The organism is Micromonospora sp. WMMD735 (assembly GCF_049178995.1).
Classification (GTDB): domain Bacteria; phylum Actinomycetota; class Actinomycetes; order Mycobacteriales; family Micromonosporaceae; genus Micromonospora; species Micromonospora wenchangensis.
On sequence record NZ_JBMHMJ010000002.1, the window covers coordinates 5,435,724 to 5,458,550 of the forward strand.

General features: G+C 72.7%; 19 protein-coding genes. 13 read left to right on the forward strand and 6 right to left on the reverse strand.

All coding sequences use genetic code 11. The features are described 5' to 3' along the window. Window positions 1-19: 19 nt before the first annotated feature. Window positions 20-2,116, reverse strand: coding sequence for a S9 family peptidase (locus ACN268_RS23695; protein ID WP_421485054.1), 2,097 nt, complete (start codon window positions 2,114-2,116; stop codon window positions 20-22). Between the two features lie 83 nt (window positions 2,117-2,199). Between ACN268_RS23695 and ACN268_RS23700 the strand changes: the two genes are divergently transcribed. After that, window positions 2,200-3,627, forward strand: coding sequence for an FAD-binding oxidoreductase (locus ACN268_RS23700; RefSeq protein WP_421485055.1), 1,428 nt, complete (start codon window positions 2,200-2,202; stop codon window positions 3,625-3,627). 157 nt (window positions 3,628-3,784) lie between these two features. Here the strand turns inward: ACN268_RS23700 and ACN268_RS23705 are convergent, their stop codons facing one another. Then, entirely contained in the window at window positions 3,785-5,848 is a 2,064-nt protein-coding gene (locus ACN268_RS23705) for a SpoIIE family protein phosphatase (protein WP_421485056.1), read from the reverse strand. 292 nt (window positions 5,849-6,140) lie between these two features. Between ACN268_RS23705 and ACN268_RS23710 the strand changes: the two genes are divergently transcribed. Beyond that, on the forward strand, window positions 6,141-10,508 hold the full coding sequence (locus tag ACN268_RS23710; protein ID WP_421485057.1) for a HAMP domain-containing protein: 4,368 nt from the start codon (window positions 6,141-6,143) through the stop codon (window positions 10,506-10,508). Beyond that, a complete protein-coding gene (locus ACN268_RS23715; RefSeq protein WP_421485058.1) occupies window positions 10,505-11,062 on the forward strand; it encodes a response regulator in 558 nt (185 codons plus the stop codon). Before ACN268_RS23710 ends, ACN268_RS23715 begins: the two co-directional genes overlap by 4 nt. Window positions 11,063-11,065: 3 nt before the next feature. On the opposite strand, the gene ACN268_RS23720 is transcribed toward ACN268_RS23715, so the two are convergent. Next, window positions 11,066-11,572 carry a GbsR/MarR family transcriptional regulator gene (locus ACN268_RS23720; RefSeq protein WP_421485059.1) on the reverse strand — a complete coding sequence of 169 codons (507 nt, stop codon included), beginning with the start codon at window positions 11,570-11,572 and terminating at the stop codon, window positions 11,066-11,068. A 96-nt stretch (window positions 11,573-11,668) separates the two neighbouring features. Between ACN268_RS23720 and ACN268_RS23725 the strand changes: the two genes are divergently transcribed. Both ACN268_RS23725 and ACN268_RS23730 read left to right on the forward strand, forming a co-directional pair. Further along, entirely contained in the window at window positions 11,669-12,598 is a 930-nt protein-coding gene (locus tag ACN268_RS23725; protein ID WP_421485060.1) for an ATP-binding cassette domain-containing protein, read from the forward strand. Then, window positions 12,595-14,187, forward strand: a complete 1,593-nt coding sequence (locus ACN268_RS23730) for an ABC transporter permease (protein WP_421485061.1) — start codon at window positions 12,595-12,597, stop codon at window positions 14,185-14,187. The genes ACN268_RS23725 and ACN268_RS23730 overlap by 4 nt, the downstream gene beginning before the upstream one ends. A gap of 4 nt (window positions 14,188-14,191) precedes the next feature. Here the strand turns inward: ACN268_RS23730 and ACN268_RS23735 are convergent, their stop codons facing one another. Next, on the reverse strand, window positions 14,192-14,527 hold the full coding sequence (locus ACN268_RS23735) for an STAS domain-containing protein (protein ID WP_421485062.1): 336 nt from the start codon (window positions 14,525-14,527) through the stop codon (window positions 14,192-14,194). A 170-nt stretch (window positions 14,528-14,697) separates the two neighbouring features. Between ACN268_RS23735 and hemL the strand changes: the two genes are divergently transcribed. From hemL to ccsB, 6 genes are read left to right on the forward strand one after another with little or no spacing between them, the layout of a single operon-like run. Continuing rightward, window positions 14,698-16,035 (forward strand): glutamate-1-semialdehyde 2,1-aminomutase, encoded by a 1,338-nt coding sequence (gene hemL / locus ACN268_RS23740; protein WP_421485063.1) that lies wholly within the window; start codon window positions 14,698-14,700, stop codon window positions 16,033-16,035. A 7-nt stretch (window positions 16,036-16,042) separates the two neighbouring features. Beyond that, window positions 16,043-16,690 carry a histidine phosphatase family protein gene (locus tag ACN268_RS23745; protein WP_088642050.1) on the forward strand — a complete coding sequence of 216 codons (648 nt, stop codon included), beginning with the start codon at window positions 16,043-16,045 and terminating at the stop codon, window positions 16,688-16,690. Window position 16,691: 1 nt separating this feature from the next. Then, window positions 16,692-17,267, forward strand: a complete 576-nt coding sequence (locus ACN268_RS23750; protein WP_357925353.1) for a TlpA family protein disulfide reductase — start codon at window positions 16,692-16,694, stop codon at window positions 17,265-17,267. After that, window positions 17,267-18,127, forward strand: a complete 861-nt coding sequence (locus tag ACN268_RS23755; protein ID WP_421485064.1) for a cytochrome c biogenesis CcdA family protein — start codon at window positions 17,267-17,269, stop codon at window positions 18,125-18,127. Before ACN268_RS23750 ends, ACN268_RS23755 begins: the two co-directional genes overlap by 1 nt. Continuing rightward, window positions 18,127-19,743: a cytochrome c biogenesis protein ResB gene (gene resB, locus ACN268_RS23760; RefSeq protein WP_421485065.1), complete on the forward strand. Its 1,617-nt coding sequence runs from the start codon at window positions 18,127-18,129 to the stop codon at window positions 19,741-19,743. The genes ACN268_RS23755 and resB overlap by 1 nt, the downstream gene beginning before the upstream one ends. Then, on the forward strand, window positions 19,743-20,744 hold the full coding sequence (gene ccsB / locus ACN268_RS23765; protein WP_421485066.1) for a c-type cytochrome biogenesis protein CcsB: 1,002 nt from the start codon (window positions 19,743-19,745) through the stop codon (window positions 20,742-20,744). The genes resB and ccsB overlap by 1 nt, the downstream gene beginning before the upstream one ends. Here the strand turns inward: ccsB and ACN268_RS23770 are convergent. Continuing rightward, window positions 20,710-20,931, reverse strand: coding sequence for a hypothetical protein (locus tag ACN268_RS23770; RefSeq protein WP_088642055.1), 222 nt, complete (start codon window positions 20,929-20,931; stop codon window positions 20,710-20,712). The genes ccsB and ACN268_RS23770 overlap by 35 nt on opposite strands. Before the next feature lie 298 nt (window positions 20,932-21,229). On the opposite strand from ACN268_RS23770, the gene ACN268_RS23775 reads away from it, so the two are divergent. Together ACN268_RS23775 and ACN268_RS23780 are read left to right on the forward strand one after the other, a co-directional pair. Next, window positions 21,230-22,036: a helix-turn-helix domain-containing protein gene (locus tag ACN268_RS23775; protein WP_363650068.1), complete on the forward strand. Its 807-nt coding sequence runs from the start codon at window positions 21,230-21,232 to the stop codon at window positions 22,034-22,036. Further along, window positions 22,027-22,215, forward strand: coding sequence for a DUF397 domain-containing protein (locus ACN268_RS23780; protein WP_363650070.1), 189 nt, complete (start codon window positions 22,027-22,029; stop codon window positions 22,213-22,215). The genes ACN268_RS23775 and ACN268_RS23780 overlap by 10 nt, the downstream gene beginning before the upstream one ends. A gap of 124 nt (window positions 22,216-22,339) precedes the next feature. Here ACN268_RS23780 and ACN268_RS23785 read toward each other — a convergent pair whose 3' ends face one another. Further along, complete coding sequence (locus ACN268_RS23785) at window positions 22,340-22,816, reverse strand: MarR family winged helix-turn-helix transcriptional regulator (protein ID WP_363650072.1); 477 nt, start codon at window positions 22,814-22,816, stop codon at window positions 22,340-22,342. Window positions 22,817-22,827 lie beyond the last annotated feature (11 nt).

The window sequence follows — 22,827 nt, forward strand, 5'->3', positions numbered from 1 at the left end:
GGGGGACCGGGGGCGGCGCTCAGGCCCGGCCCAGCCGGTCGAGGATCCAGGCGTTGATGAACGCCTCCTCGCGCCAGGCGTCGTACCGGCCGCTGGGGCCGCCGTGACCGGCACCCATCTCGGTCTTGAGCAGGTAGTCGCCCTGCGGGGCCACCGCCCGTAGCCGGGCGATCCACTTGGCCGGCTCGTGGTAGAGCACCCGGGTGTCGTTGAGGCTGGTCACCGCCAGGATCGCCGGATAGTCGACGGGGGCGACGTTCTCATACGGGGTGTACGACTTCATGTACGCGTACACCTCCGGGTCGGCGAGCGGGTTGCCCCACTCCTCCCACTCGGTGACCGTCAACGGCAGCGACGGGTCGAGGATCGAGGTGAGCGCGTCGACGAAGGGCACCTGCGCGACGATCCCGGTGAACGCGTCCGGGGCGAGGTTGGCCACCGCGCCCATCAGCAGGCCCCCGGCCGAGGCGCCCCGGGCGACCAGCCGGTCGGCCGCCGTCCAGCCGGACTTGACCAGGTGCCGGGCACAGGCTACGAAGTCGGTGAAGGTGTTCTTCTTGGCCAGCAGCTTGCCCTCGTCGTACCACCGGCGGCCCAGTTCACCGCCGCCCCGGATGTGCGCGACGGCGAACACCACGCCCCGGTCGAGCAGGCTGAGCCGGGCGACGGAGAACCACGGGTCCATGCTGGCCTCGTACGAGCCGTACCCGTAGATCACGGCGGGGGCGGAGCCGTCGCGCGGGGTGTCCCGGCGGCAGACCAGCGAGATCGGCACCCGGGTGCCGTCGTCGGCGAGCGCCCATTCGCGGTGCTGCTCGTAGTCGTCCGGGTCGTACGCGCGGCCGTCCGGGCCGGGGAGCACCGGCTTGCGGCGGCGCAGCGTCAGCTCCCGGGTGACCAGGTCGTAGTCGTAGACCGAGTCGGGGGTGACCAGCGAGGTGTAGCGGAACCGGAGCTGCCGGGTGCGGTATTCCGGGTTGGCGTCCAGCCCGACGCTGTGGATCGGCTCGGGGAACTCGATGTCGTGGGCGTCGCCGCCGCCGACGGGGAGCACCCGCAGCCCGGTCAGGCCGTTGCTGCGCAGCGAGACGACCAGGTGGTCGGCGAACGCGTCGACCGACTCCAGCCGGGTGCCGGGGCTGTGCGGGATCAGCGGCACCCAGTCGCCGGGCGCGTCCGCCGAGGTGTACGCCAGCGCGAAGTCCTCCGCGCCGTCGTTGTGCAGGATCAGGAAGCGGTGCCCGTGGTGCTCGACGCTGTACTCGACACCCTGCCGGCGCGGGGCGATCACCGCCGGCTCACCTGTCGGGTTGTCGGCCGGGATGACCCGCACCTCGCTGGTGACCTTGCTGGTGCTGTCGATCAGCACGAACCGCTCGGAACGGGTCAGCTCGACACCCACCCAGAACCGCTCGTCCTCCTCCAGGTGCACCACCACGTCCTCGCCCGACGGGGTGCCGACGGTGTGCCGCCACACCCGGTTGGGCCGCCACGCCTCGTCGACGGTGATGTAGAACAGCACGCTGGCGTCGGCCGACCAGGCGGTGCCGTAGAAGGTGTCGGGCACCTCGTCGCCGAGCAGTTCACCGGTGCTCAGGTTCTTGATCCGCAGGGTGAAGCGCTCGTCGCCGGAGAAGTCCGTCGAGTAGGCCAGCCAGCGCCCGTCGGGGCTGACGTCGAACGCGCCGAGGGAGAAGAAGTCGTGCCCTTCGGCGAGCTGGTTGCCGTCGAGCAGCACCTCCTCGCCGTCGAGCGGGGCGCCGTCCGCGCTGACCGGCGGGTCGGTCTCGCCGTCGCGGACGGGGCGGCGGCAGTGCACGCCGTACTGCTGGCCCTCGACGGTGCGGGTGTAGTACCAGTGGCCGCCCTTGCGGGTGGGCACCGACAGGTCGGTCTCCTGGGTGCGCTGCTTCGTCTCGGCGAACAGCGTGCCGCGTAACGCTTCCAGGTGCGCGGTGCGCTGCTCCGTGTAGGTGTTCTCGGCGGTGAGGTGGGCGATGGTCGCCGGGTCGTCCTTGGCGGCCAGCCAGGCGTACTCGTCGACGACGGTGTCGCCGTGGTGGGTGCGCTCCGCGCGGACCTGTCGGGCGACGGGCGGGGTGGTCTCGGTGGTCACGGCGTCACGTTACCGGCCCGTCGCGCTCCGCCGCGCGGTCGAACCACCACGCGCCGCTTTAGAACATGTGTACGATGACTGCCATGTCGACGGGAGCGGGTTCGATCGGTGCAACGGAGATCACCCAGCGGTTGGCCGCGATCTGCGGTCCCTCCTTCGCCCGGTTCGCGGGCGCGGCCGACGAGGTCGCCGGCCGGCTCGCCCGGTGGGTGGCCGTCCCCGGTGGGCCCCGGGCGGCGGCCGAGGTGCTGCGGCTCGCCGCCCGGCACGATCTGTCGGTGGTCCCCCGGGGCGCCGGCACGAAGATCGACTGGGGTGCGGCACCGGCCCGGGTCGACATCATGCTCGACACCGGCCGGCTCGCCGGGGTCGGCCACCGGCCGGCGGCCTCCCCGGTCGTCGAGGTGGGTGCCGGCACCCCGCTGCGGGCCGTGCAGGCCACCCTGGAGCGCACCGGCCGTCGGCTGGCCCTCGACCCGCCGTCGCCCGGGGCCACCCTCGGCGGGGTGCTCGCCGCCGACGAGTCCGGTCCGCTGCGGCACCGGCACGGCACCGCCTGCGAGCAGCTCGTCGGCCTGCGCTGGCTGGACGCCGACGGTGAGCTGGTCAGCGCCGGGCGTAGCGCGGCCGAGCTGGCCGGTGCGGCCCCACCGGTCGGCCTCGACCTGGGCCGGTTGCTCTGCGGTTCGCAGGGCGGGTTGGGCGTGCTCGTCTCGGCGACGCTGCGCGCGCACACCCTGCCGCCGAGCCGGGTGTGGGTGACCCGGCCGGTGTGGAGCCCGTTGGAGGTGCACGACCTGGTCCGGGCGGTGCTCGCCGCCGACCTCGACCCGGCGGCCGTCGAGCTGGACCTGCCGGCCGCCGGGTCGCCGCCCCGCCCGCCCACCGCCCCGGCGGCGGGCGCGACGTCGGGGCCGGGCGGTCGCCCGATGTCGGCCGCCGAGGCGTCGGCCCGCGCCAACCATCCCGCGATGGCCGGCCGCCGGGCCGCCCCGCCGCCTCCCCGGGGCAGCGCCGGTGAGCTGGCCGTCCTGCTGGAGGGCGGCCGGTCCGAGGTGGCCGAGCGGGCCGAGCGCCTGCTCGCCCTGCTCGGCGGCACGGCAAGCCTCGCTCCGGACGCCCCGGCCTGGTGGCGGCGCTACCCGTTCGCCCCGGGTGACACCGCGCTGCGGGTCGAGGCACCGGCCGCCGACCTGCACGCCGCCGTCTACGCGCTGCGCGACGCCGCCGGCGCCCCGCTGTCGGTGCGTGGTTCCGCCGGGCTGGGCGTGGTGCACGCCGCGCTGCCCGGGTCGCTCCCGGTCGACCGGGTGGCCGGCATCCTCGCCGCCGTCCGTGGGGTGCTGTTGACCCGCCGGGGCCGGTGCGTGGTGGTCGCCGCGCCCCCGGCGGTGCGTCGTGAGATCGACGTGTGGGGTGAGGCAGCGGTGATCCCCCGGCTGCGCGAGGCGAAGGAACACCTCGACCCGCACCGCCGGCTCGCCCCCGGACGCCTTCCCGGCGGCCTCTGACCGGCTCCCCGCCCGGGAGCGGGATGGGTGATGGCTCGTTGTCAGCCCCGTTGCGGTATCCGGCGCGCTCGACACCGCTGGTGAGGCGAAGTGGAGTGAATCAAGAGGCCGGGCGAGGGAGAGCGGGGGGGCGGGAAGGACCGGGGCGGGGGCGTGCTCAGAGGGCGTCGTTGCGCAGCACCAGGATGGCGATGTCGTCGCGGGGCGACTCGACCGAGAAGTTGATCGCGGTGGCTCGCAGCCGGGCCGCGACCACGTCGGCGGAGTAGCCGGCCAGCGGTGCGGCGGCCTCCCGGAGCCGTTCGGTGCCGAAGAGTTCCCGGCCGCGCCGCCGCTCGGTCACCCCGTCGGTATAGAAGATCAGCGCATCGCCCGGCGCGAGCACGATCTCCGCCGCCGGGGAGGTGATCGCGTCGAGCAGGCCGAGCGCCGTGCCGCCGATGCCGACGAAGTTGGCCCCACCGGCCCCGTGCAGCAGGACCGGCCGGTCGTGCCCGGCCAGGTGCAACGAGACGTCGAGCCGGTCGCCGTCGCCCGGCCCGACCGCCGCCAGGGCCAGCGTGCAGTACCGCCCCCCGCCCCGCTCGACAAGCGTGTCGTTGAGCCGGGCCAGCGCCTCGGGCAGCGGCTTGCCGTCCCCGACCAGCACCCGGATCACGTCCCGGACCAGCCCGGTCACCGCCGCCGCCTGCACGCCCTTGCCGGACACGTCGCCGACCACCACCAGCCAGCGTCCGTCCGGCAGCGGCACCACGTCGTAGAAGTCGCCGCCGACCTCGGCCTCGTCACTGGTCGGGACGTACTCGGCGGCGAAGCCGATGCGCTCGTCGACCGGGAGCACGGGCGGCAGCAGCGACTGCTGGAGGGTCTGCGCCACCCGACGCCGTTCGGCGTGGATGCGGGCGTTCTCGATGGCGAGCCCGGCCCGCCGGGCGACGTCCTCCAGCACCGCGACCTCGTCCGGGTCGTGCCGGTGCCGCTGGTGCCGTCCCACGGCCAGGGTGCCGAGGCGCTGGCTACGGGCGGTCAGCGGCACGGCGAAACCCTCCATCGGCCCGCCGAGCGGCACCTGGGAGCCGGTCCGCGACGCCTCCCGCAGCCGGGCCTGGACCGAGTCCGGCCCGGACTCCTCCAGCACCTTGTGCAGCTGGGGCAGGACCGACTCGTCGGCGTGACTGGCCGCGGCGAGCCTGAGCCGCCCCCACTCGTCGGTGGTGTGCACCGCGCACCACTGGCCGAGGCGGGGCACCACCAGCTGCGGGATCAGCGCCATGGTCAGATCGACGTCGAGTGACTGGGCGAGCAGTTCGCTGGCCTCGGCGAGGAAGGTCAGCCAGGCCGAGCGGCGGACGTCGGCCCGGCGCAGCCGGTCGTTCTCCAGGTGCAGCGCGAGCCGTTCGGCGGCGAGGACGGCCAACGGCCTGGCGTACGCCGACGGTGCGGCGTCCAGCTCCAGCTCCCCGACGTACGGCCGGTGCACGGCCAGCGGCACCCGGAGCAGCTCGTTGCCGGGGCGGGGTTGACGGCCGTAGCGGGCCAGCACCTGCGGGCCCTCGCCCTCGCCCCGGTCCAGCCGGATCACCCCGCCGGCCGCGCCCACCATCTCGGCGACCCGGGTGAGCAGGTCGGTGGCGAACTCGGTGAGCGGTTCGTCGGCGTACGGGTCGGGGCGGGTCTGGGTGAGTTCGCTCATCGCGGCGGCGCTCGGCGCGCTGGTCGACGGTTCGCTGTCGGTCCGCCCGGGTGGCGGGTACGGGGAGGGCGGCGCGTCGCCGTGGTCGCCGTGCCGGTCGAGCCGGAACCACACCCCCTTGCCGGTGGGCAGGTAGGTGGTGCCCCAGCGGCTGGCGAAGTGGTCGACCAGGAGCAGTCCCCGCCCCCGCGCGGAGACCTCGCCGATCTGGTCGGTGTCGTTGCGGATGCCGACGACCAGCTCGTCGACCGGCCCGGCGGCGAAGTCGGAGACCGTGACGGTCAGGCCGACCTGGTCGGCGACGACCTCGATGTCCAGTTCGGTGCGGGCGTGTTCGACGGCGTTGGTGGACAGTTCGGTGGTCAGCAGCAGCGCCTCGTTGAGCAGTTCGTCGAGGTCGGCTTCGGCGAGCACGGAGCGGACCACGGCGCGGGCGGCGGCCGGGGTGCGGTTGTCGGCGGGCAGCCGGACGCGCCGGACGTGCTCGTCCCGTCCCGCGTCTGTCCCGGCCCCCGGCTCCGTTGACACCCCCGTATCCTCTACCGCCACCGGCCGGGTGCCAAGCCGCACCACGTACCGTCACACCCGCCGCACGGGTCCGTCGGTGCCGATCACCCTCCGCCGGGCCCGTCTGCGGGCGGTGTGGTGGGAACACGCCGGTGTGCGGCGGGGCGGACGCCCCGCCGTCGCTGGGCACGTCCTATCCCGGGGGCACGCTATCCCGGGGGCACGTCGTATCCGGGGGTCCGGCGGCGACCCGGGCACAATGAGGGGAAGTCGGCGTGTCGGCACGTCGGGAGCCCTCCGAGTCGAGCGAGGAATGATGACCGCGAAACAGTCGGTGACGGCGGACGGGTCCGCTTCCGAGCATGACGCGCTCCTCGGTGAGTTGTCGGAGGCGCTGCGACGGGTCGGCCGGGGCGACTTCAAGGTGCGGCTGCCCCGGCGGGCGGGCGTGGCCGGTGAGGTGGCGGACGCCTTCAACGAGGTGGTGTCGCTCCAGGAGCGGCAGCACCTGGACCTGCGCCGGATCAGCCGGGTGGTGGGTCGGGACGGCCGGCTGACCGAACGCCTGGACGAGGAGGGCCTGGACGGCTCCTGGGCGGAGGGCCAGCGGGCGGTCAACTCGCTGATCGACGACCTGGGCCGGCCGACCACCGAGATCGCCCGGGTGATCATGGCGGTGGCCGACGGTGACCTCTCCCAGCACATGGAACTGGAGATCGACGGCCGCCCGCTGCGCGGTGAGTACCTGCGGATCGGCCGGACGGTCAACACGATGGTCGGGCAGCTCTCGTCGTTCTCCAACGAGGTGACCCGGGTGGCCCGGGAGGTGGGCACCGAGGGCAAGTTGGGTGGTCAGGCGGACGTGCGGGGCGTCGCCGGCACCTGGAAGGACCTCACCGACTCGGTGAACACCATGGCGTCGAACCTGACCGGCCAGGTGCGGTCGATCTCCCAGGTGGCGACGGCGGTGGCCCGGGGCGACCTGTCGCAGAAGATCACGGTCGGGGCGCGGGGCGAGGTCGCCGAGCTGGCCGACACGATGAACTCGCTCACCGACACGCTGCGCCTGTTCGCCGAGCAGGTGACCCGGGTGGCGCGCGAGGTGGGCACCGAGGGCAAGCTCGGTGGGCAGGCCGACGTGCCGAACGTCGCGGGCACCTGGAAGGACCTCACCGACAGCGTCAACTCGATGGCGTCGAACCTGACCTCTCAGGTGCGCAACATCGCGCAGGTCTCCACGGCGGTGGCCCGGGGTGACCTGAGTCAGAAGATCACGGTGGCGGCGCAGGGCGAGATCCTGGAGCTGAAGGACACCGTGAACACGATGGTGGACCAGCTCTCGTCGTTCGCCGACGAGGTGACCCGGGTGGCCCGCGAGGTCGGCATCGAGGGCAAGCTCGGCGGTCAGGCCCAGGTACGCGGCGTCTCCGGCACCTGGCGGGACCTGACGGAGAACGTCAACCAGCTCGCCGGCAACCTGACCAGCCAGGTCCGCAACATCTCCCAGGTCTCCACGGCGGTGGCGAAGGGTGACCTGTCGCAGAAGATCACGGTCGACGCGCAGGGCGAGATCCTGGAGCTGAAGAACACGGTCAACACGATGGTGGACCAGCTCTCGTCGTTCGCCGACGAGGTGACCCGGGTGGCCCGTGAGGTGGGCACCGAGGGCAAGTTGGGCGGTCAGGCGCAGGTGAAGGGCGTCTCCGGCACCTGGCGGGATCTCACCGACAACGTGAACTCGATGGCGTCGAACCTGACGTCCCAGGTGCGCAACATCGCCTCGGTGACCACGGCGGTGGCCAAGGGCGATCTCAGCCAGAAGATCACCGTCGACGCCCGGGGCGAGATCCTGGAGCTGAAGTCGACTGTCAACACGATGGTGGACCAGTTGTCGTCGTTCGCCGACGAGGTGACCCGGGTGGCCCGCGAGGTGGGCACCGAGGGCAAGCTCGGCGGGCAGGCCCAGGTACGCGGGGTCGCCGGCACCTGGCGGGACCTGACGGACAACGTGAACTCGATGGCGTCGAACCTGACCAGTCAGGTGCGTAACATCGCGCAGGTCTCCACGGCGGTGGCCAAGGGTGACCTGTCGCAGAAGATCACCGTGGACGCGCAGGGCGAGATCCTGGAGCTGAAGAACACGGTCAACACGATGGTCGACCAGCTCTCGTCGTTCGCCGACGAGGTGACCCGGGTGGCCCGTGAGGTGGGCACCGAGGGCAAGCTCGGTGGTCAGGCGCAGGTGAAGGGCGTGAGCGGCACCTGGCGGGACCTGACCGACAACGTGAACTCGATGGCGTCGAACCTGACGTCCCAGGTGCGCAACATCGCCTCGGTCACCACGGCGGTGGCCAAGGGTGACCTCGGCCAGAAGATCACCGTCGACGCGCAGGGCGAGATCCTGGAGCTGAAGAACACCGTGAACACGATGGTGGACCAGCTCTCGTCGTTCGCGGACGAGGTGACCCGGGTGGGACGCGAGGTCGGCATCGAGGGCAAACTGGGCGGTCAGGCCCAGGTCAAGGGTGTGAGTGGCACCTGGCGGGACCTCACGGAGAACGTGAACCAGCTCGCCTCGACCCTGACCACCCAGCTCCGGGCGATCTCCCAGGTCTCCACGTCGGTGACCCGGGGCGACCTGACCCAGCGGATCGCGGTCAAGGCGCAGGGCGAGGTCGCCGAGCTGAAGGACAACATCAACCAGATGATCGTCACCCTGCGGGAGACGACCAAGAAGAACGCCGAGCAGGGCTGGCTCGACTCCAACCTGGCCCGCATCGGTGGCCTGCTCCAGGGCCAGCGGGACCTGGGCGAGGTCTGTCGCATGATCATGATGGAGGTGACCCCGCTGGTCGACGCGCAGCTCGGCGCGTTCTTCCTGGCGGACACCTCCGAGGGGGTGATGCGGCTGCGGCTGACCGCGTCGTACGGCTACGTGGCGCGGGGGCACGACGTGACCTTCGGGCCCGGTGAGGGGCTGGTCGGTCAGGCCGCGCTCTCCCGCCGGACGATCCGGCTCAACGCGCTGCCCGACGGCCGGATCACCCTGCGCTCCGGGCTGGCCGAGACGCTCCCGTCCGACCTGGTGGTGCTGCCGATCCTGTTCGAGGGCGAACTGCTCGGGGTGATCGAGTTCGCCAGCGTGGCCCGCTTCTCGGAGCTGCACCTGGGGTTCCTGGAGCGGCTGGTGCTCACCATCGGCATCGCGGTCAACACCATCCAGGCCAACCGGCGTACGGAGGAGCTGCTGGCCCAGTCGCAGCGGCTGGCGCTGGAGTTGCAGGACCAGTCGGCGGAGTTGCAGCGCACCAACGCCGAGCTGGAGGACAAGGCGAAGCTGCTCAGCGAGCAGAAGGGCAACATCGAGACCAAGAACCGGGAGATCGAGCTGGCCCGGCTGGGGCTGGAGGAGAAGGCCCAGCAGCTCACCCGGGCGTCGGCGTACAAGTCGGAGTTCCTGGCGAACATGAGCCACGAGCTGCGTACGCCGCTGAACTCGCTGCTGCTGCTGGCCCGGCTGCTGGTGGAGAACTCGGAGCGCAACCTCACCCCGAAGCAGATCGAGTTCGCGCGGACGATCCACGGCTCCGGCTCGGACCTGCTGCGCCTGATCGACGACATCCTGGACCTGTCCAAGATCGAAGCCGGTCGGATGGACGTCGAGCCGACGGAGATCCGGTTCGCCGAGATCCGCAGTTACGTGGAGCAGGCGTTCGCCCCGCAGGCGGAGGACAAGAACCTCGACTTCCAGGTGCGGGTGGCCAAGGAACTGCCGCCGGCCCTGGTGACCGACGCCCAGCGGTTGCAGCAGATCCTGCGCAACATGCTCTCCAACGCGGTGAAGTTCACCGACAACGGCGCGGTCACCCTGCGGATCGCCCCGGCGGCGGAGAACGCGGTCTTCGACGTGCCGGCGCTGACCAACGCCCGGCAGGTGATCGCCTTCACCGTGATCGACACCGGCATCGGCATCTCCGACGACAAGCTGAGCATCATCTTCGAGGCGTTCCAGCAGGCCGACGGCACCACCAGCCGGCGGTACGGCGGCACCGGGCTGGGCCTGTCGATCAGCCGGGACCTGGCGCGGTTGATCGGCGGAACGATCACGGTGACCTCCGCGCCGGGGCAGGGTTCGACGTTCACCCTGTTCGTACCGGACGTGCTGGCGCCGGACGCGGTGGTGGCCCCGCAGTCGCCGTCGCCGGAGCGGGCGGGCCTGCCGTCGTCGCTGCTGATGCCGCCGGTGGAGCTGCTGGCCACGCCGGAGGCCCCGGCCACCAGGCAGTTGGACGGTGCCACCGTACTCATCGTCGACGACGACGTACGCAACGTGTTCGCGTTGACCAGCGCGTTGGAACTGCACGGGATGACCGTGCTGTACTCGGACAACGGCGCGGACGGGGTCCGCGTGCTGGCCGAGCATCCGGAGGTGGACATCGTACTGATGGACGCCATGATGCCCGACCAGGACGGTTACGAGACGACCCGGCAGATCCGCCGCAACCACCGCTTCGCCGATCTGCCGATCGTCTTCCTCACCGCGAAGGCGATGCCCGGTGACCGGGAGTCGGCGCTGGCGGCCGGGGGTAGCGACTACATCACCAAGCCGGTGGACCTGGACGGGCTGATCGAGCGGATGGCGTCCTGGATCAGCGGCCGCCGAGACAGGGAGAATTCGTGACGCAGACGGCCAAGGCGCTGCTGGTCGACGACCGTCGGGAGAACCTGATGGCGCTGGAGGCGATCCTCCAGGGGCTCCCGGTCCAGTCGGTGGCCGTGGAGAGCGGTGAGGCGGCGCTGAAGCAACTGCTGGTGGACGACTTCGCGGTCATCCTGCTGGACGCCCAGATGCCCGACATGGACGGTTTCGAGACGGCCAGTCACATCAAGCGCCGGGAGCGGACCCGGCACGTGCCGATCATCTTCCTCACCGCCGCCGACCGGGACGCCCAGTTGGCGTTGCGCGGCTACGCGGTCGGGGCGGTCGACTACCTCACCAAGCCGTTCGACCCGTGGGTGCTGCGGGCCAAGGTGTCGGTCTTCGTGGAACTGTGGGTGAAGACCCGGCAGTTGGCGGCGCAGTCCGACGTGGTGCGCGAGCGCGACGCCCAGTGGCGGGTGCTCACCGACGCGGTCGACGAGGCGAGCGCCCTGCTCCGGGACGAGGACGACCCGGAAGCCCGGCAGCGTGCCCTGGACGTCCTGGAGCAGGGCCGCTGGGGCAACACCCCCTGACGGTCAGGCGGCGGGTGGCTCGGCGTGGCCGGTGGCGGCCCGACGGGCCCGCCACCGTTCGCCGAGCGAGTCCAGTTCCTCCTGGACGAAGCAGAAGAAGTCCCGCATCTCGCTGACCCGCTCGCCCCCGGGGGTGGCCGCGCCGCCCAGCGCGTCGACGCCCGCGTCGGCGATGTCGATGAAGTTCTTGTAGAGGCCGGTCTTGGTGATGGTCCCCTCGTACCAGGGGTTGTCCGGCAGCCGGTAGTGGTCCCGGCGGGAGCGGGGGACCGGCTCGCGCACCAGCATGCCGAACTGGGTGAGGTGGCGTACCGCGCCGGAGACGGCCGCCGCGCTGACGCCGAGCCGCTCGCCGATCTGGGCGGCGGTCAGCGGGCCGTCGGCGCTCATCACGGTGAACAGGACCCGGCCGGCCATCCGGGGGAAGCCGACGTCGGCCCAGGCCATCGCCATCCGTTCGACGAAGAGGTGGACCTCGTCGTCGTGGCCGGGGCGACGGTCGTCAGGCATCGGCTCGGTGCTCCTCCGGGTCGGGGTGGTGCAGGCGATGGTGCCGTACCGGACACATGCTTCACAACTTTGTGAAACGAGTGTAGCTTCCGAACTATGGAAACCCCGATAGCGGTGACCGGCCTGGTGAAGACCTTCGGCCGCACCCGGGCCCTCGACGGGCTCGACCTGACCGTGCGGGCCGGCGAGGTGCACGGCTTCCTCGGCCCGAACGGCGCCGGCAAGTCGACAGCCATCCGGGTCCTGCTCGGGCTGCTGCGGGCCGACGCGGGGGCCGTCCGACTGCTCGGTGGTGACCCGTGGCGCGACGCCGTCACGCTGCACCGCCGCCTGGCGTACGTGCCGGGTGACGTCACCCTCTGGCCACAGCTCTCCGGCGGCGAGGTGATCGACCTGCTCGGGCGGATGCGCGGCGGGCTCGACCCGAAGCGCCGCGCCGAGCTGCTGGAGTCGTTCGAGCTGGACCCCCGCAAGAAGGGGCGCACCTACTCCAAGGGCAACCGGCAGAAGGTCGGCCTGGTCGCCGCGCTCGCCTCCGACGTCGAACTGCTCATCCTCGACGAGCCCACCTCCGGGCTGGACCCGCTGATGGAGGAGGTGTTCCAGCACTGGATCGACCGGGCCCGGCGCGACGGCCGCACGGTGCTGCTGTCCAGCCACATCCTCGCCGAGGTGGAGGCGCTCTGCGACCGGGTGACGATCATCCGCAACGGCCGGAACGTCGAGACCGGCACCCTGGCCGAGCTGCGCCACCTGCACCGCACCGCGATCGACGCCGAACTCGCCGGCCCGGTCGACGGCCTGGCCGACCTGCCCGGCGTGCACGACCTGCGGGTCGACGGCGGGCGGGTCCGGTTCGCCGTCGACACCGTCGCGCTGGACACCGCGCTGCGCCGGCTCACCGAGATCGGCGTGCGCAGCCTGGTCAGCCAGCCGCCGACGTTGGAGGAGCTGTTCCTGCGCCACTACGAGACGCCGGCCGCCGACACCCCGGCCGCCGACCAGCCGACGGGGGTACGGCGATGAGCACCCTCACCGGCACCGGTCACCTGGCCCGGTTGATCCTGCGCCGGGACCGGATCGTCCTGCCGCTCTGGGTGCTGCTGCTGACCGTCCTGCCGGTGTCGTACGCGGGCAGCTTCCTCGCGCTGTTCCCGACCGCCGCCGAGCGGGCCGCGTACGCCGACGGCACCGCCCGCAGCCCGTCGGTGGTGGCCCTGCTCGGCCCGGTCTACGGCGACAGCATCGGCGCGTTGACCGCCCAGCGGGGCGGCTTCCTCCAGGTGGTCGTCGGACTGGCCGCCCTGCTCACCGTCATCCGGCACACCCGTACCGAGGAGGAGGCCGGCCGACGGGAACTGCTCGGCGCGACAGTGCTCGGCCGGCACGCCGGGCTCACCGCCGCCCTGCTGGTGACGTACGCGGCCAGCCTGGTGCTCGGCCTGCTCACCGCCGCCGGGCTGGCCGCCACCGGGCTGCCGGTGGCCGGCTCGCTGGCGTACGGGCTGTCGGTGGCGTTGGTGGGGGTGGTCTTCGCCTCGGTGGGCGGGTTGGCCGCCCAGCTCACCCAGACCGCCGCCGGGGCACGCGGGATCGCCGTCGGGGTGCTCGGGGTGGCGTTCGCGCTGCGCCTGGTCGGGGACACCTCCGACCAGGGGTGGCCGAGCTGGCTCTCCCCGCTGGGCTGGGCCCCGCGCATCCGCGCCTACGCGGGGGAGCGCTGGTGGGTGCTGGCGCTGCCGGTCGCGCTGACCGTGCTGCTGGCCGTGGTGACGTACCCGGTGTCGGCGCGGCGGGATCTCGGTGCCGGCGTGCTGCCGTCGCGGCCGGGCCCGGCGCGGGCCGGGCGGGTGCTGTCCGGGCCGTTCGGGCTGGCCTGGCGGCTGCACCGGGGGCAACTGCTGGGCTGGTCGGTGGGCTTCGGCCTGCTCGGGCTGGTCGTCGGCGGTGCCGCCGAGTCGGCCGGCCGGTCGGTCGCCGGCAACGCCGCGCTGGAGCAGGTGATGGCCCGGCTGGGTGGCGCGTCGGGGCTGGCCGAGACGTACCTGGCGGCGTCGCTGGGGGTGGCCGGGCTGGCCGCCGCCGGCTACGGCGTCCAGGCGGCGCTGCGGATGCGGTCGGAGGAGGTCGCCGGGCGGGTCGAGCCGGTGCTGGCCACCGGGGTGCACCGGTCGGCCTGGCTCGCCGCGCACCTGGTGTTCGCCCTGCTGGGGCCGGTGGTGGCGCTGGCGCTGACCGGTCTGGCGGCCGGCCTGACCTACGGGCTCGGTGTGGGTGACGTGCCGGGCGAGCTGCCCCGGATGCTCGGTGCCGCCCTGGCGCAGGTGCCGGCGGCCTGGGTGCTGGCCGGCCTGGCGGTGCTGCTGTACGGGCTGCTGCCCCGGTTCACCGCGACGGCCTGGGCGGTGCTCGCGCTGGCGGTGCTGCTCGGTCAGCTCGGCGCGGTGCTGGAGTTGAGCCAGTGGCTGCTGGACCTGTCGCCGTTCACGCACACCCCGCAGGTGTTGCGGGCGGGCTGGAGTGTCACCCCGCTGCTGGCGCTGACCGCGCTCGCCGGGGTGCTCTGCGCGGCCGGCGTCGTGTCCTTCCGCCGCCGCGACACTCCGGTGGGCTGACCGGTCAGCCGGAGGGGGTCTCGTTACGGATCATCAGGGCGGAACGGAGGCCGGTGATGTCGAGGACGCGGAGCAGGAAATCGCCCACGTTGCTGAGGATCAACAGGCACTGGGAGTGGCTGGCCTTGCGACTGAGCACCACCAGCGTGCCCAGCCCCTGCGAGTCGCAGAAGGTCACCCCGGCCAGGTCGAGCACGATACGCGGCGGAGGATCGGTGAGCACCTCGTTCACGACGGTCGACAGCTGGGCGGCGGTGAGCATGTCGATCTCACCGGCCAGGCGCAGCACCACTTCGTCGCCCGTCCGGTGTACCGTGATGGACAGTTCGGCACGATCCACCCGGTCAGCCTATCGCGATCCCGCCAACCTGGCCCGGTGAGACGATCCGCCGTGCCGATCACCGTGCGGGCGGCAGCTCCGCCCACCGTCGTCGGGTGAGGTGAGCCGGGTAACCCGGCCCCGGGGTGGCTGCGGATTCCCCGGCCGGCGCTGACACAATGGGCCGCATCGTGACCGATACCTTTTCCGCCGGCACCGGCCGTTACCCCGCCGACGCGCCGGCCTCCGAGGCCCTGTTCGACCGCGCCCGCGCCATCGTGCCGGGCGGGGTCAACTCCCCCGTGCGCGCGTTCCGTGCCGTCGGCGGCACCCCGCGCTTCATGGTCCGGGGGGAGGGTCCCTGGCTGTACGACGCCGACGGGCGACGCTACGTCGACCTGGTCTGTTCCTGGGGGCCGCTGATCCTGGGCCACGCCCACCCCGAGGTGGTCGAGGCGGTGCGGGAGGCCGCCACCCTCGGCACCAGCTTCGGCACCCCCACCCCCGGTGAGGTGGAGCTGGCCGCCGAGATCGTCGACCGCACCCCGGTCGAGCAGGTCCGGCTGGTCAACTCCGGCACCGAGGCGACCATGTCGGCGATCCGGCTGGCCCGCGGCTTCACCGGCCGGGCCAAGATCATCAAGTTCGCCGGCTGCTACCACGGCCACTCCGACGGGCTGCTCGCCGCCGCCGGCTCCGGCGTCGCCACCCTCGGGCTGCCCGACTCGCCCGGGGTCACCGGCGCGGCGGCCGGCGACACCATCGTGCTGCCCTACAACGACCTCACCGCCGTCGAGGCGGCGTTCGCCGCGCAGGGCCCGCACATCGCGGCGGTCATCACCGAGGCCGCCGCCGGCAACATGGGCGTGGTCGCCCCCCGCGACGGCTTCAACTCCCGGCTCGCCGCGATCGCCCACGCCCACGGCGCGCTGCTCATCGTCGACGAGGTGATGACCGGGTTCCGGGTCTCCCGCGCCGGCTGGCACGGCCTCGACCCGTCGGATGCCGACCTGTGGACGTACGGGAAGGTGATGGGGGGCGGGCTGCCCGCCGCGGCCTTCGGTGGACGCACGGAGATCATGTCCCGGCTCGCCCCGGCCGGCCCGGTCTACCAGGCCGGCACCCTCTCCGGTAACCCGCTGGCCTGCGCCGCCGGCCTGGCCACCCTGCGGCTCGCCGACGACGCCCTCTACCGCAGGCTCGACGACACGGCCGCCGTCGTGGGCAAGCTCGCCGCCGACGCGCTGGCCGCCGCCGGGGTCCCGCACCGCCTGTCGTACGCGGGCAGCATGTTCTCGATCTTTTTCACCGACGCCGACGTGGTCGACTACGACAGCGCCCGCACCCAGCAGGTGCCCGCGTTCAAGGCGTTCTTCCACGCGATGCTCGCCGCCGGCGTCTACCTGCCGCCGAGCGCGTTCGAGTCGTGGTTCGTGTCGGCGGCGCTCGACGACGCCGCCCTGGAGCACATCGCCGCCGCCCTGCCCGGTGCGGCGACAGCAGCGGCAGCGGCAGGCCACGGGGGGTAGAACGCCAGTGAGTAAGACCGTCGTCCACGTGCTGCGGCACGGCGAGGTGCACAACCCGGACCAGATCCTCTACGGCCGGCTGCCCGGCTTCCGGCTGTCGGAGCTGGGCGTGCAGATGGCCAAGGCCGCCGCCCAGGCGGTCGCCGAGCGGGAGATCGTGCACGTGGTGGCCAGCCCGCTGGAACGCGCCCAGCAGACCGCCGAGCCGATCGCCGGCCAGTTCGGGCTCCCGGTCGGGGTGGACGAGCGGCTGATCGAGAGCGCCAACTGGTTCGAGGGCAAGAAGGTCTCGCCCGGCGACGGCTCGTTCCGCGACCCGCGCAACTGGTGGGTGCTGCGCGACCCGGTGACCCCGAGCTGGGGCGAGGCGTACCGGGCCATCGCCGAGCGGATGTTCGCCGGGCTGCACGCCGCCCGGGTGGCCGCCGAGGGACGCGAGGCGGTCATCGTCTCCCACCAGCTCCCCATCTGGACGCTGCGCCGCTACGTCGAGCGCAAGCGGCTCTGGCACGACCCGCGCCGCCGGCAGTGCGGACTGGCCAGCCTCACCTCCTTCCACTTCGACGGGGCGAAGGTGGTCGGCATCGGGTACTCCGAACCGGCCGCCCACCTGATCGCCATGTCCGCGACAGCCCGGACGGCCAAGGGGGCCTGAGATGCGTTCCCGGAGGCCGCTGGCCGTCCTGCTCGCCGCCGTCACCGCCGGGGCGGCGCTGGTCGGCTGCTCCTCCGGCACCGAGGAGAGCCGCTGCGCCAACAACGGCGGCATCGTCGAGTGCGCCCCCGACCAACGCTCCGCCGCCCCGACGATCGCCGGTGACCTGCTCACCGGCGGCCGGTACGACACCTCCCAGGCCCGGGGCCAGGTGGTGGTGGTCAACTTCTGGGGTTCCTGGTGCGCGCCCTGCCGCGCCGAGGCCGACGACCTGGAGGCCACCTACCAGGCCACCAGGGCGTCCGGGGTGACCTTCCTCGGCATCAACGTGCAGGACAGCCGGGACAAGGCGATCGCCTTCGAGGAGGGCCGGGTCACCTACCCGAGCCTGTTCGACCCGGCCAGCCGGCTGGCGCTGGCCCTGGACATCCCCCCGAACACGATCCCGGCCACCGTCGTGCTGGACCGGCAGGGCCGGATCGCCACCGTGATCCGGGCCGCCGTCACCACCGACGGGTTGCGGCCGATCGTCGAGCGGATCGCCGCCGAAGAGCCGGCGTCGACCGGTTCCCGCTGATGGGCGAGACGTTCCGCGAACTCGCCCAGTCCGGCCCGCTGCTGCTGGCCATCGGCGCGGCGGCGCTCGCCGGGCTGGTCAGCTTCCTGTCCCCGTGCGTGCTGCCGCTGATGCCCGGCTACCTGTCGTATGTGACCGGACTGGCCGGCACCGACCTGGAGGGCCGCGCCCGGCCGACCACCCCGGCCGGCGGCGGACCCGACCCGGACGACGGCGGCTCGGCACCGGCGGACGGCACGGTGGCGACGGCGACCCGGACGGCGGCCCGGCCGGTGGCGGCGGTCAAGGGCCGGGTGCTGGCCGGGACGCTGCTGTTCATCGCCGGGTTCACCGTCGTCTTCACCGCCACCGCGATCCTCTTCGCCGGGTTCGGCCGGATCTTCTTCGACTACGAGCGCACCTTCCAGGTCGTCATCGGCGCGCTGATCGTCCTGCTCGGGCTGAGCTACCTGGGGGTGCTCCCCGGGATGCAGCGGGAACTGCGGATCCGGCGGCTGCCCGCCGCCGGGCTGCTCGGTGCGCCGGTGCTCGGCGCGGTGTTCGCGCTGAGCTGGATGCCGTGCACCGGCCCGACGCTGGGTGCGGTGCTGGGGATGGCCGCCACCGGTGGGCAGACCGACCGAGCCGTGGTGCTGGCGGTGGCGTACTGCCTGGGGTTGGGGTTGCCGTTCGTGGTCTTCGGGTTGGGTTTCCACCGGCTGCTCGGGGTGTTCCGCGCGGTCCGGCGCAACAGCCGCTGGGTCACCCGGATCGGCGGGGTGCTGCTGATCCTGATCGGCCTGGCGCTGGTCACCGGCGGCTGGCAGAACTTCGTGATCTGGTTGCAGACGACAGTGGGCCCCGGCGAGGTGAGCATCTGATGACGACCGTCGAGGACCGTCCGGCCAGCCCACCCGCCGAGGCCCCCCGCCGCCGGCCGAACCCGCTGCTGGCCCTGCTGCGCAACTCGTGGCGGCAGCTCACCAGCATGCGTACCGCGTTGATCCTGCTGTTCCTGCTCGCGGTCGCGGCGATCCCCGGCTCGGTGCTGCCGCAGCGCGGGGTCAACCCGGAGAACGTCGACAGGTACTTCGTCGAGCACCCCGAGCTGGCCCCGCGGCTCGACCGGATCGGCGCGTTCGAGGTGTTCGGCTCGGTCTGGTTCTCCGCCATCTACCTGCTGCTGTTCACCTCGCTGGTGGGCTGCATCCTGCCCCGGATGCGCGACCACGTGCGGGCGTTGCGGGCCCGGCCGCCGGCCGCGCCCAAGCGGATGGACCGGCTGCCGCAGCACACCGTGCTGGAGTCGCCCGGGGCCGCCGACCCGCAGGCCATCGCCGCGGTGCTGCGTCGCCGCCGGTGGCGGGTGCAGGTGCGCGGCAACGAGGTCTCCGCCGAGAAGGGCTACCTCAAGGAGACCGGCAACCTGCTGTTCCATACCTCGCTGGTCGCCGTGCTGATCGGCGTCGCACTCGGCTCGTGGTACGGCTGGCACGGCAACCGCCTGCTCGTCGCCGACGAGGCCTTCTGCAACACCCGCCAGCAGTACGCCGAGGCGAAGCTCGGCCCGCGCGTCGACAGCGCCGACCTGCCGCCGTTCTGCCTCACCCTGGACAACTTCGACGCCCGGTTCCTGCCGTCCGGTCAGCCGGAGAGCTACCGCGCGACGGTGACCGTGGACCGGCCTGACGGCTCGGACCGGCGGACCGCCGACTTCTCGGTCAACTCGCCGCTGCGGCTCGGCTCGGCGAACGTCTACCTGTTGGGCCACGGCTACGCCCCGATCCTGAAATTCACCGACCGGTACGGCCGCAGCCAGACCAGCACGGTGCCGTTCCTGACCAGCGGCGACGCCAACCTCACCAGCGAGGGGGTGGCCGCCTTCCCGGACGCCAACGTCGACCCGGCCACCGGCCGCCGGGACGCCGACCAGCAGGTCGCCTTCGAGGGGCTCTACCTGCCGACTGCCCCGGACACCGCGCCGTTCGTCTCGTCGCGGTTCCCCGAGGAACGCAACCCGGCCGTGGTGCTGGCCGCCTACCGGGGCAACCTGGGGTTGGACGCCGGCATCCCCGGCTCGGTCTACCAGCTCGACCAGCGCCAGGTGACCAACGGCAAGCTCAAGCAGGTCGGCGACAAGAAGCTCGCCCCGGGCGAGACGTGGACCCTGGACGACGGCAGCAAGCTGGAGTTCCTCGGCACCAAGCGGTACGTCACCCTCTCCGTCCGGCACGACCCGGGCGAGAAGCTGATGCTGGGTGCCTGCGTGGTGCTGCTGGTCGGGCTGATGGGTTCGCTGTTCGGCCGTCGGCGGCGGGTCTGGTTCCGGGTGACGCCCCCCGACAGTGGATCTCCGACGGGCGGTAGTAGTTTGGTGTCGGCCGGTGGGCTGCCGCGCACCGAGCATCCGGGGTTCGCCGAGGAGTTCGCGTCCCTCGTCGCCGCGGTACGCGACGACGGGCGGCCCGAGCGGCGGGCGCGAGAGGGAGTCGAGTGATGTCCGCAGTCTCCGACCAGTTGGTGACGTTCGCGATCCTGGTGTACCTGGTCGCGATGATCAGCCACGCCGTCGAGTACGCCCTGGGCAACGTCCGCGCGGTGTCGGCCCGGGTCGCCCCGGCCCGGGAACTGGTCGGCGCGGGCGTCGGCGGCGCGGGTGTCGACAAGGTCGACGGGCCTGTGCCGAGCGACACCGGCACCGGCACGCCGTCCTCGACCCGGCCGAGCCGGTCGGCGGGGCGGGCCAGGCTCGCCGGGCGGATCGCCGCCGGGCTGACCGTGCTCGCCGCCGCGCTGCACCTCGGCGCGCTGGTCACCCGGGGCATCGCGGCCGACCGGATGCCCTGGGGCAACATGTACGAGTTCGTGCTGACGGTCACCTGGATCGGAACCGCCGCCTGGCTCGTGGTGCTCTGGAAGCGGCCGTCACTGCGCCGGCTCGGGCTGTTCCTCACCCTGGTCATGGTGCTGCTGCTGGCCTTCGCCGAGCTGAAGCTCTACGTCCCGGTGGTGCCGCTGATGCCGGCGCTCCAGTCGTACTGGTTCATCATCCACGTGTCGACGATCGTCTTCTCCTCCGGCATCTTCCTGCTGGGCGTGGTGCCGGCGGTGTCGTTCCTGCTGCGCAACGGCTACGAGCAGGGGCGGCGCAGCTTCCCGTACACGTTGGCCCGGCGGCTGCCCGGGGCGGCCGACCTGGAGCGGCTGACCTTCGCACTGCACGCCTTCTCGTTCCCGATCTTCACGTTCGCGGTGATCGCGGGCGCGATCTGGGCCGAGGCGGCCTGGGGCCGGGCGTGGGGTTGGGACCCGAAGGAGACCTGGGCGTTCATCTCCTGGGTGGTCTACGCCGGCTACCTGCACGCCCGCGCCACGCCCAGCGTCCGGCGCAACGTGGCGACCTGGATCGCGGTGCTCGGCTTCCTGACCGTGCTGATGAACCTGTTCGGGGTGAACTTCTTCTTCACCGGCCTGCACTCGTACGCCGGGGTGGAGTGAGCCGGCCGGTGAGCACCCGGTCGACACCCAGGGTCACCTGGTAGGCGACCTCCGGCACGTCGGCCAGGTCGAGGCGCTCGGCCCGCAGGGCGAGCTGGGCGTGCAGCTCCCGGGCCACCGCGTCGCGGATCTCCCGCTGTAGCGGGGAGAGGCCGTCCGGATCGCCCACCGTGTACGCGTCGTCCATGCGCCCATCCTCCGCCGGAGAAGCGGGCTGTGTCGACGCCCCACGGCCTGCGGAACGTATAACTACAGTTCTTAGAAGTGTAGTTATACGAATTGCAGAGCCCGGAATCGGTGAGCGGGCGCCGCCGGACCTCCCCTGGATGCCGGGGATTCGGGAGCGGTGCCGGAGCGGGGCCGGGGAACACTGGCGGGACTGTGGAGCGGCGGGGTCTGACAGGGAGCTTCCTGATGACTACTCTGCGACACGGTGATCCCGTCCGCTGCCGGGTGGACGGTCGCCGTCCCGATAGGAGTGCCGGATGAGCGAGCAGGTGTCGACGGCGGAGCTGATCCGGGCCCAGTTGCGCCGGTCGCGGGCGACCGCCGGCCTGACCCAGGAGGAGTTCGGCCGCCGGGTGCACTACTCCCCGTCGACGGTGTCGGCAGTGGAGTTGGGGCAGGTCGTGCCGAACCACGCCTACCTGAAGCGCGCCGACGACGTGTTCGACAGCGGCGGCCTCTTCGTCGCCCTGCGCGAGCTGGGGCGGCGCGACGGTGAGCCGGTCTGGTTCCGCCCGTGGCTGGAGGCCGAGCGGACGGCCACCCAGCTGCGCTGCTTCGCGGTGTCGGTGGTGCCGGGCCTGTTGCAGACCGCCGACTACGCGCGGGCGGTGTTCCGGCTGGACCTCGGACACACCGCCGAGCGGGTCGAGGAGCTGGTGGCGGCCCGACTCGCCCGGCAGGAGATCCTCGACCGGGAGCATCCGCCGCAGCTCACCGCAGTGATCGACGAGACTGCGCTCCGCCGGTTCGCCGAGGGCTGCGCCGAGGTGATGGCCGGTCAGCTCCGGCACCTGATCGAGTGCGCCCGCCGGCCACACGTCAACGTGCACGTCCTGCCGGCTGCCGTCGGCCTGCATCCCGGTGTTGCCGGCCCGTTCATCCTGGGGCGCTCGGCCGACGGCGACTGGGTGGGCTTTCTCGACACGCAGACCGGTGGCACGGTGGTGGACGACATCGACGGGGTGGCGACCCTGCTGGGCAAATGGGAAACTCTGCGCAGTGAGGCGCTGCCCCGGCAGCAGTCGATCGACCTGCTTGAGGAGATCGTGAAGCCATGGATCTGACCGACGCCCGGTGGCGCAAGGCCACCCGCAGCGGCAACGACTCCGGCTCGTGCGTCGAGGTCGCCGACAACCTGCCCGGTCGGGTGCACGTCCGGGACTCCAAGGACCGCGACGGCGGGGTGCTGACCTTCGCCCCGGCCGCCTGGCGGGCCTTCGTCGCGCAGACCCGCCGCCGCTGACCGCCCGCCGACTGGCGGGCGCTCCCGTCGCACAGGCCGGCCCACCCGTGACTCCCGGGTCGGTCGTCGGGTGCGTTTCCGACTCCCGCTTCGGTCGTCGGGCAGGGTGTGCCCGGAGGGCGTTTCAGCTACCGAACCAGCCGGGGACGTCGAGTCGGAAGGAATCCGGCGGGGTGACCGCCCGCAGGTCGTCCTCCAGGGCGGCCACCCGCTCCGCGCCGAGCCGGCCCACCCACTGCTCCCGTAGCGCGTCGAAGATCGTCGCCGAGCGGCGCAGCCCGTCGACGCCTTTTTCGGTCATCCGGATCAGCTTCCGGCGGGCGTCGGCCGGGTCGTCGGCGCGTTCCAGGTAGCCGAGGGCCACCAGCCGGTCGACGGTCTTGCCGGCGGCCTGCTTCGACACGCCGAGGCGGTGGCCCAGGTCGGACGCCGTGGTGCCGGCGACGCCGACGGCCTGGAGCACGAAGCCGTGCGCCGGCCGCAGCTCGGGGTGCCCCTGTCGGGCCAGCTCGGCGTGCAGGTCGTCGACGAGGCTGCGGAATCCGGCGAGCAGCAGCAGCGGCAGCACGAAACCGGGGCGCTCGGGGTCACCCGTCGACATGTTCGACAACC

Coding starts and splice junctions, on each gene's coding strand:
- ACN268_RS23700 (WP_421485055.1), top strand. CDS start 2,200: ATGTCGACGGGAGCGGGTTCGATCGGTGCAACGGAGATCACCCAGCGG.
- ACN268_RS23710 (WP_421485057.1), top strand. CDS start 6,141: ATGATGACCGCGAAACAGTCGGTGACGGCGGACGGGTCCGCTTCCGAG.
- ACN268_RS23720 (WP_421485059.1), bottom strand. CDS start 11,572: ATGCCTGACGACCGTCGCCCCGGCCACGACGACGAGGTCCACCTCTTC.
- ACN268_RS23725 (WP_421485060.1), top strand. CDS start 11,669: ATGGAAACCCCGATAGCGGTGACCGGCCTGGTGAAGACCTTCGGCCGC.
- ACN268_RS23730 (WP_421485061.1), top strand. CDS start 12,595: ATGAGCACCCTCACCGGCACCGGTCACCTGGCCCGGTTGATCCTGCGC.
- ACN268_RS23750 (WP_357925353.1), top strand. CDS start 16,692: ATGCGTTCCCGGAGGCCGCTGGCCGTCCTGCTCGCCGCCGTCACCGCC.
- ACN268_RS23755 (WP_421485064.1), top strand. CDS start 17,267: ATGGGCGAGACGTTCCGCGAACTCGCCCAGTCCGGCCCGCTGCTGCTG.
- resB (WP_421485065.1), top strand. CDS start 18,127: ATGACGACCGTCGAGGACCGTCCGGCCAGCCCACCCGCCGAGGCCCCC.
- ccsB (WP_421485066.1), top strand. CDS start 19,743: ATGTCCGCAGTCTCCGACCAGTTGGTGACGTTCGCGATCCTGGTGTAC.
- ACN268_RS23770 (WP_088642055.1), bottom strand. CDS start 20,931: ATGGACGACGCGTACACGGTGGGCGATCCGGACGGCCTCTCCCCGCTA.
- ACN268_RS23775 (WP_363650068.1), top strand. CDS start 21,230: ATGAGCGAGCAGGTGTCGACGGCGGAGCTGATCCGGGCCCAGTTGCGC.
- ACN268_RS23780 (WP_363650070.1), top strand. CDS start 22,027: ATGGATCTGACCGACGCCCGGTGGCGCAAGGCCACCCGCAGCGGCAAC.
- ACN268_RS23785 (WP_363650072.1), bottom strand. CDS start 22,816: ATGTCGACGGGTGACCCCGAGCGCCCCGGTTTCGTGCTGCCGCTGCTG.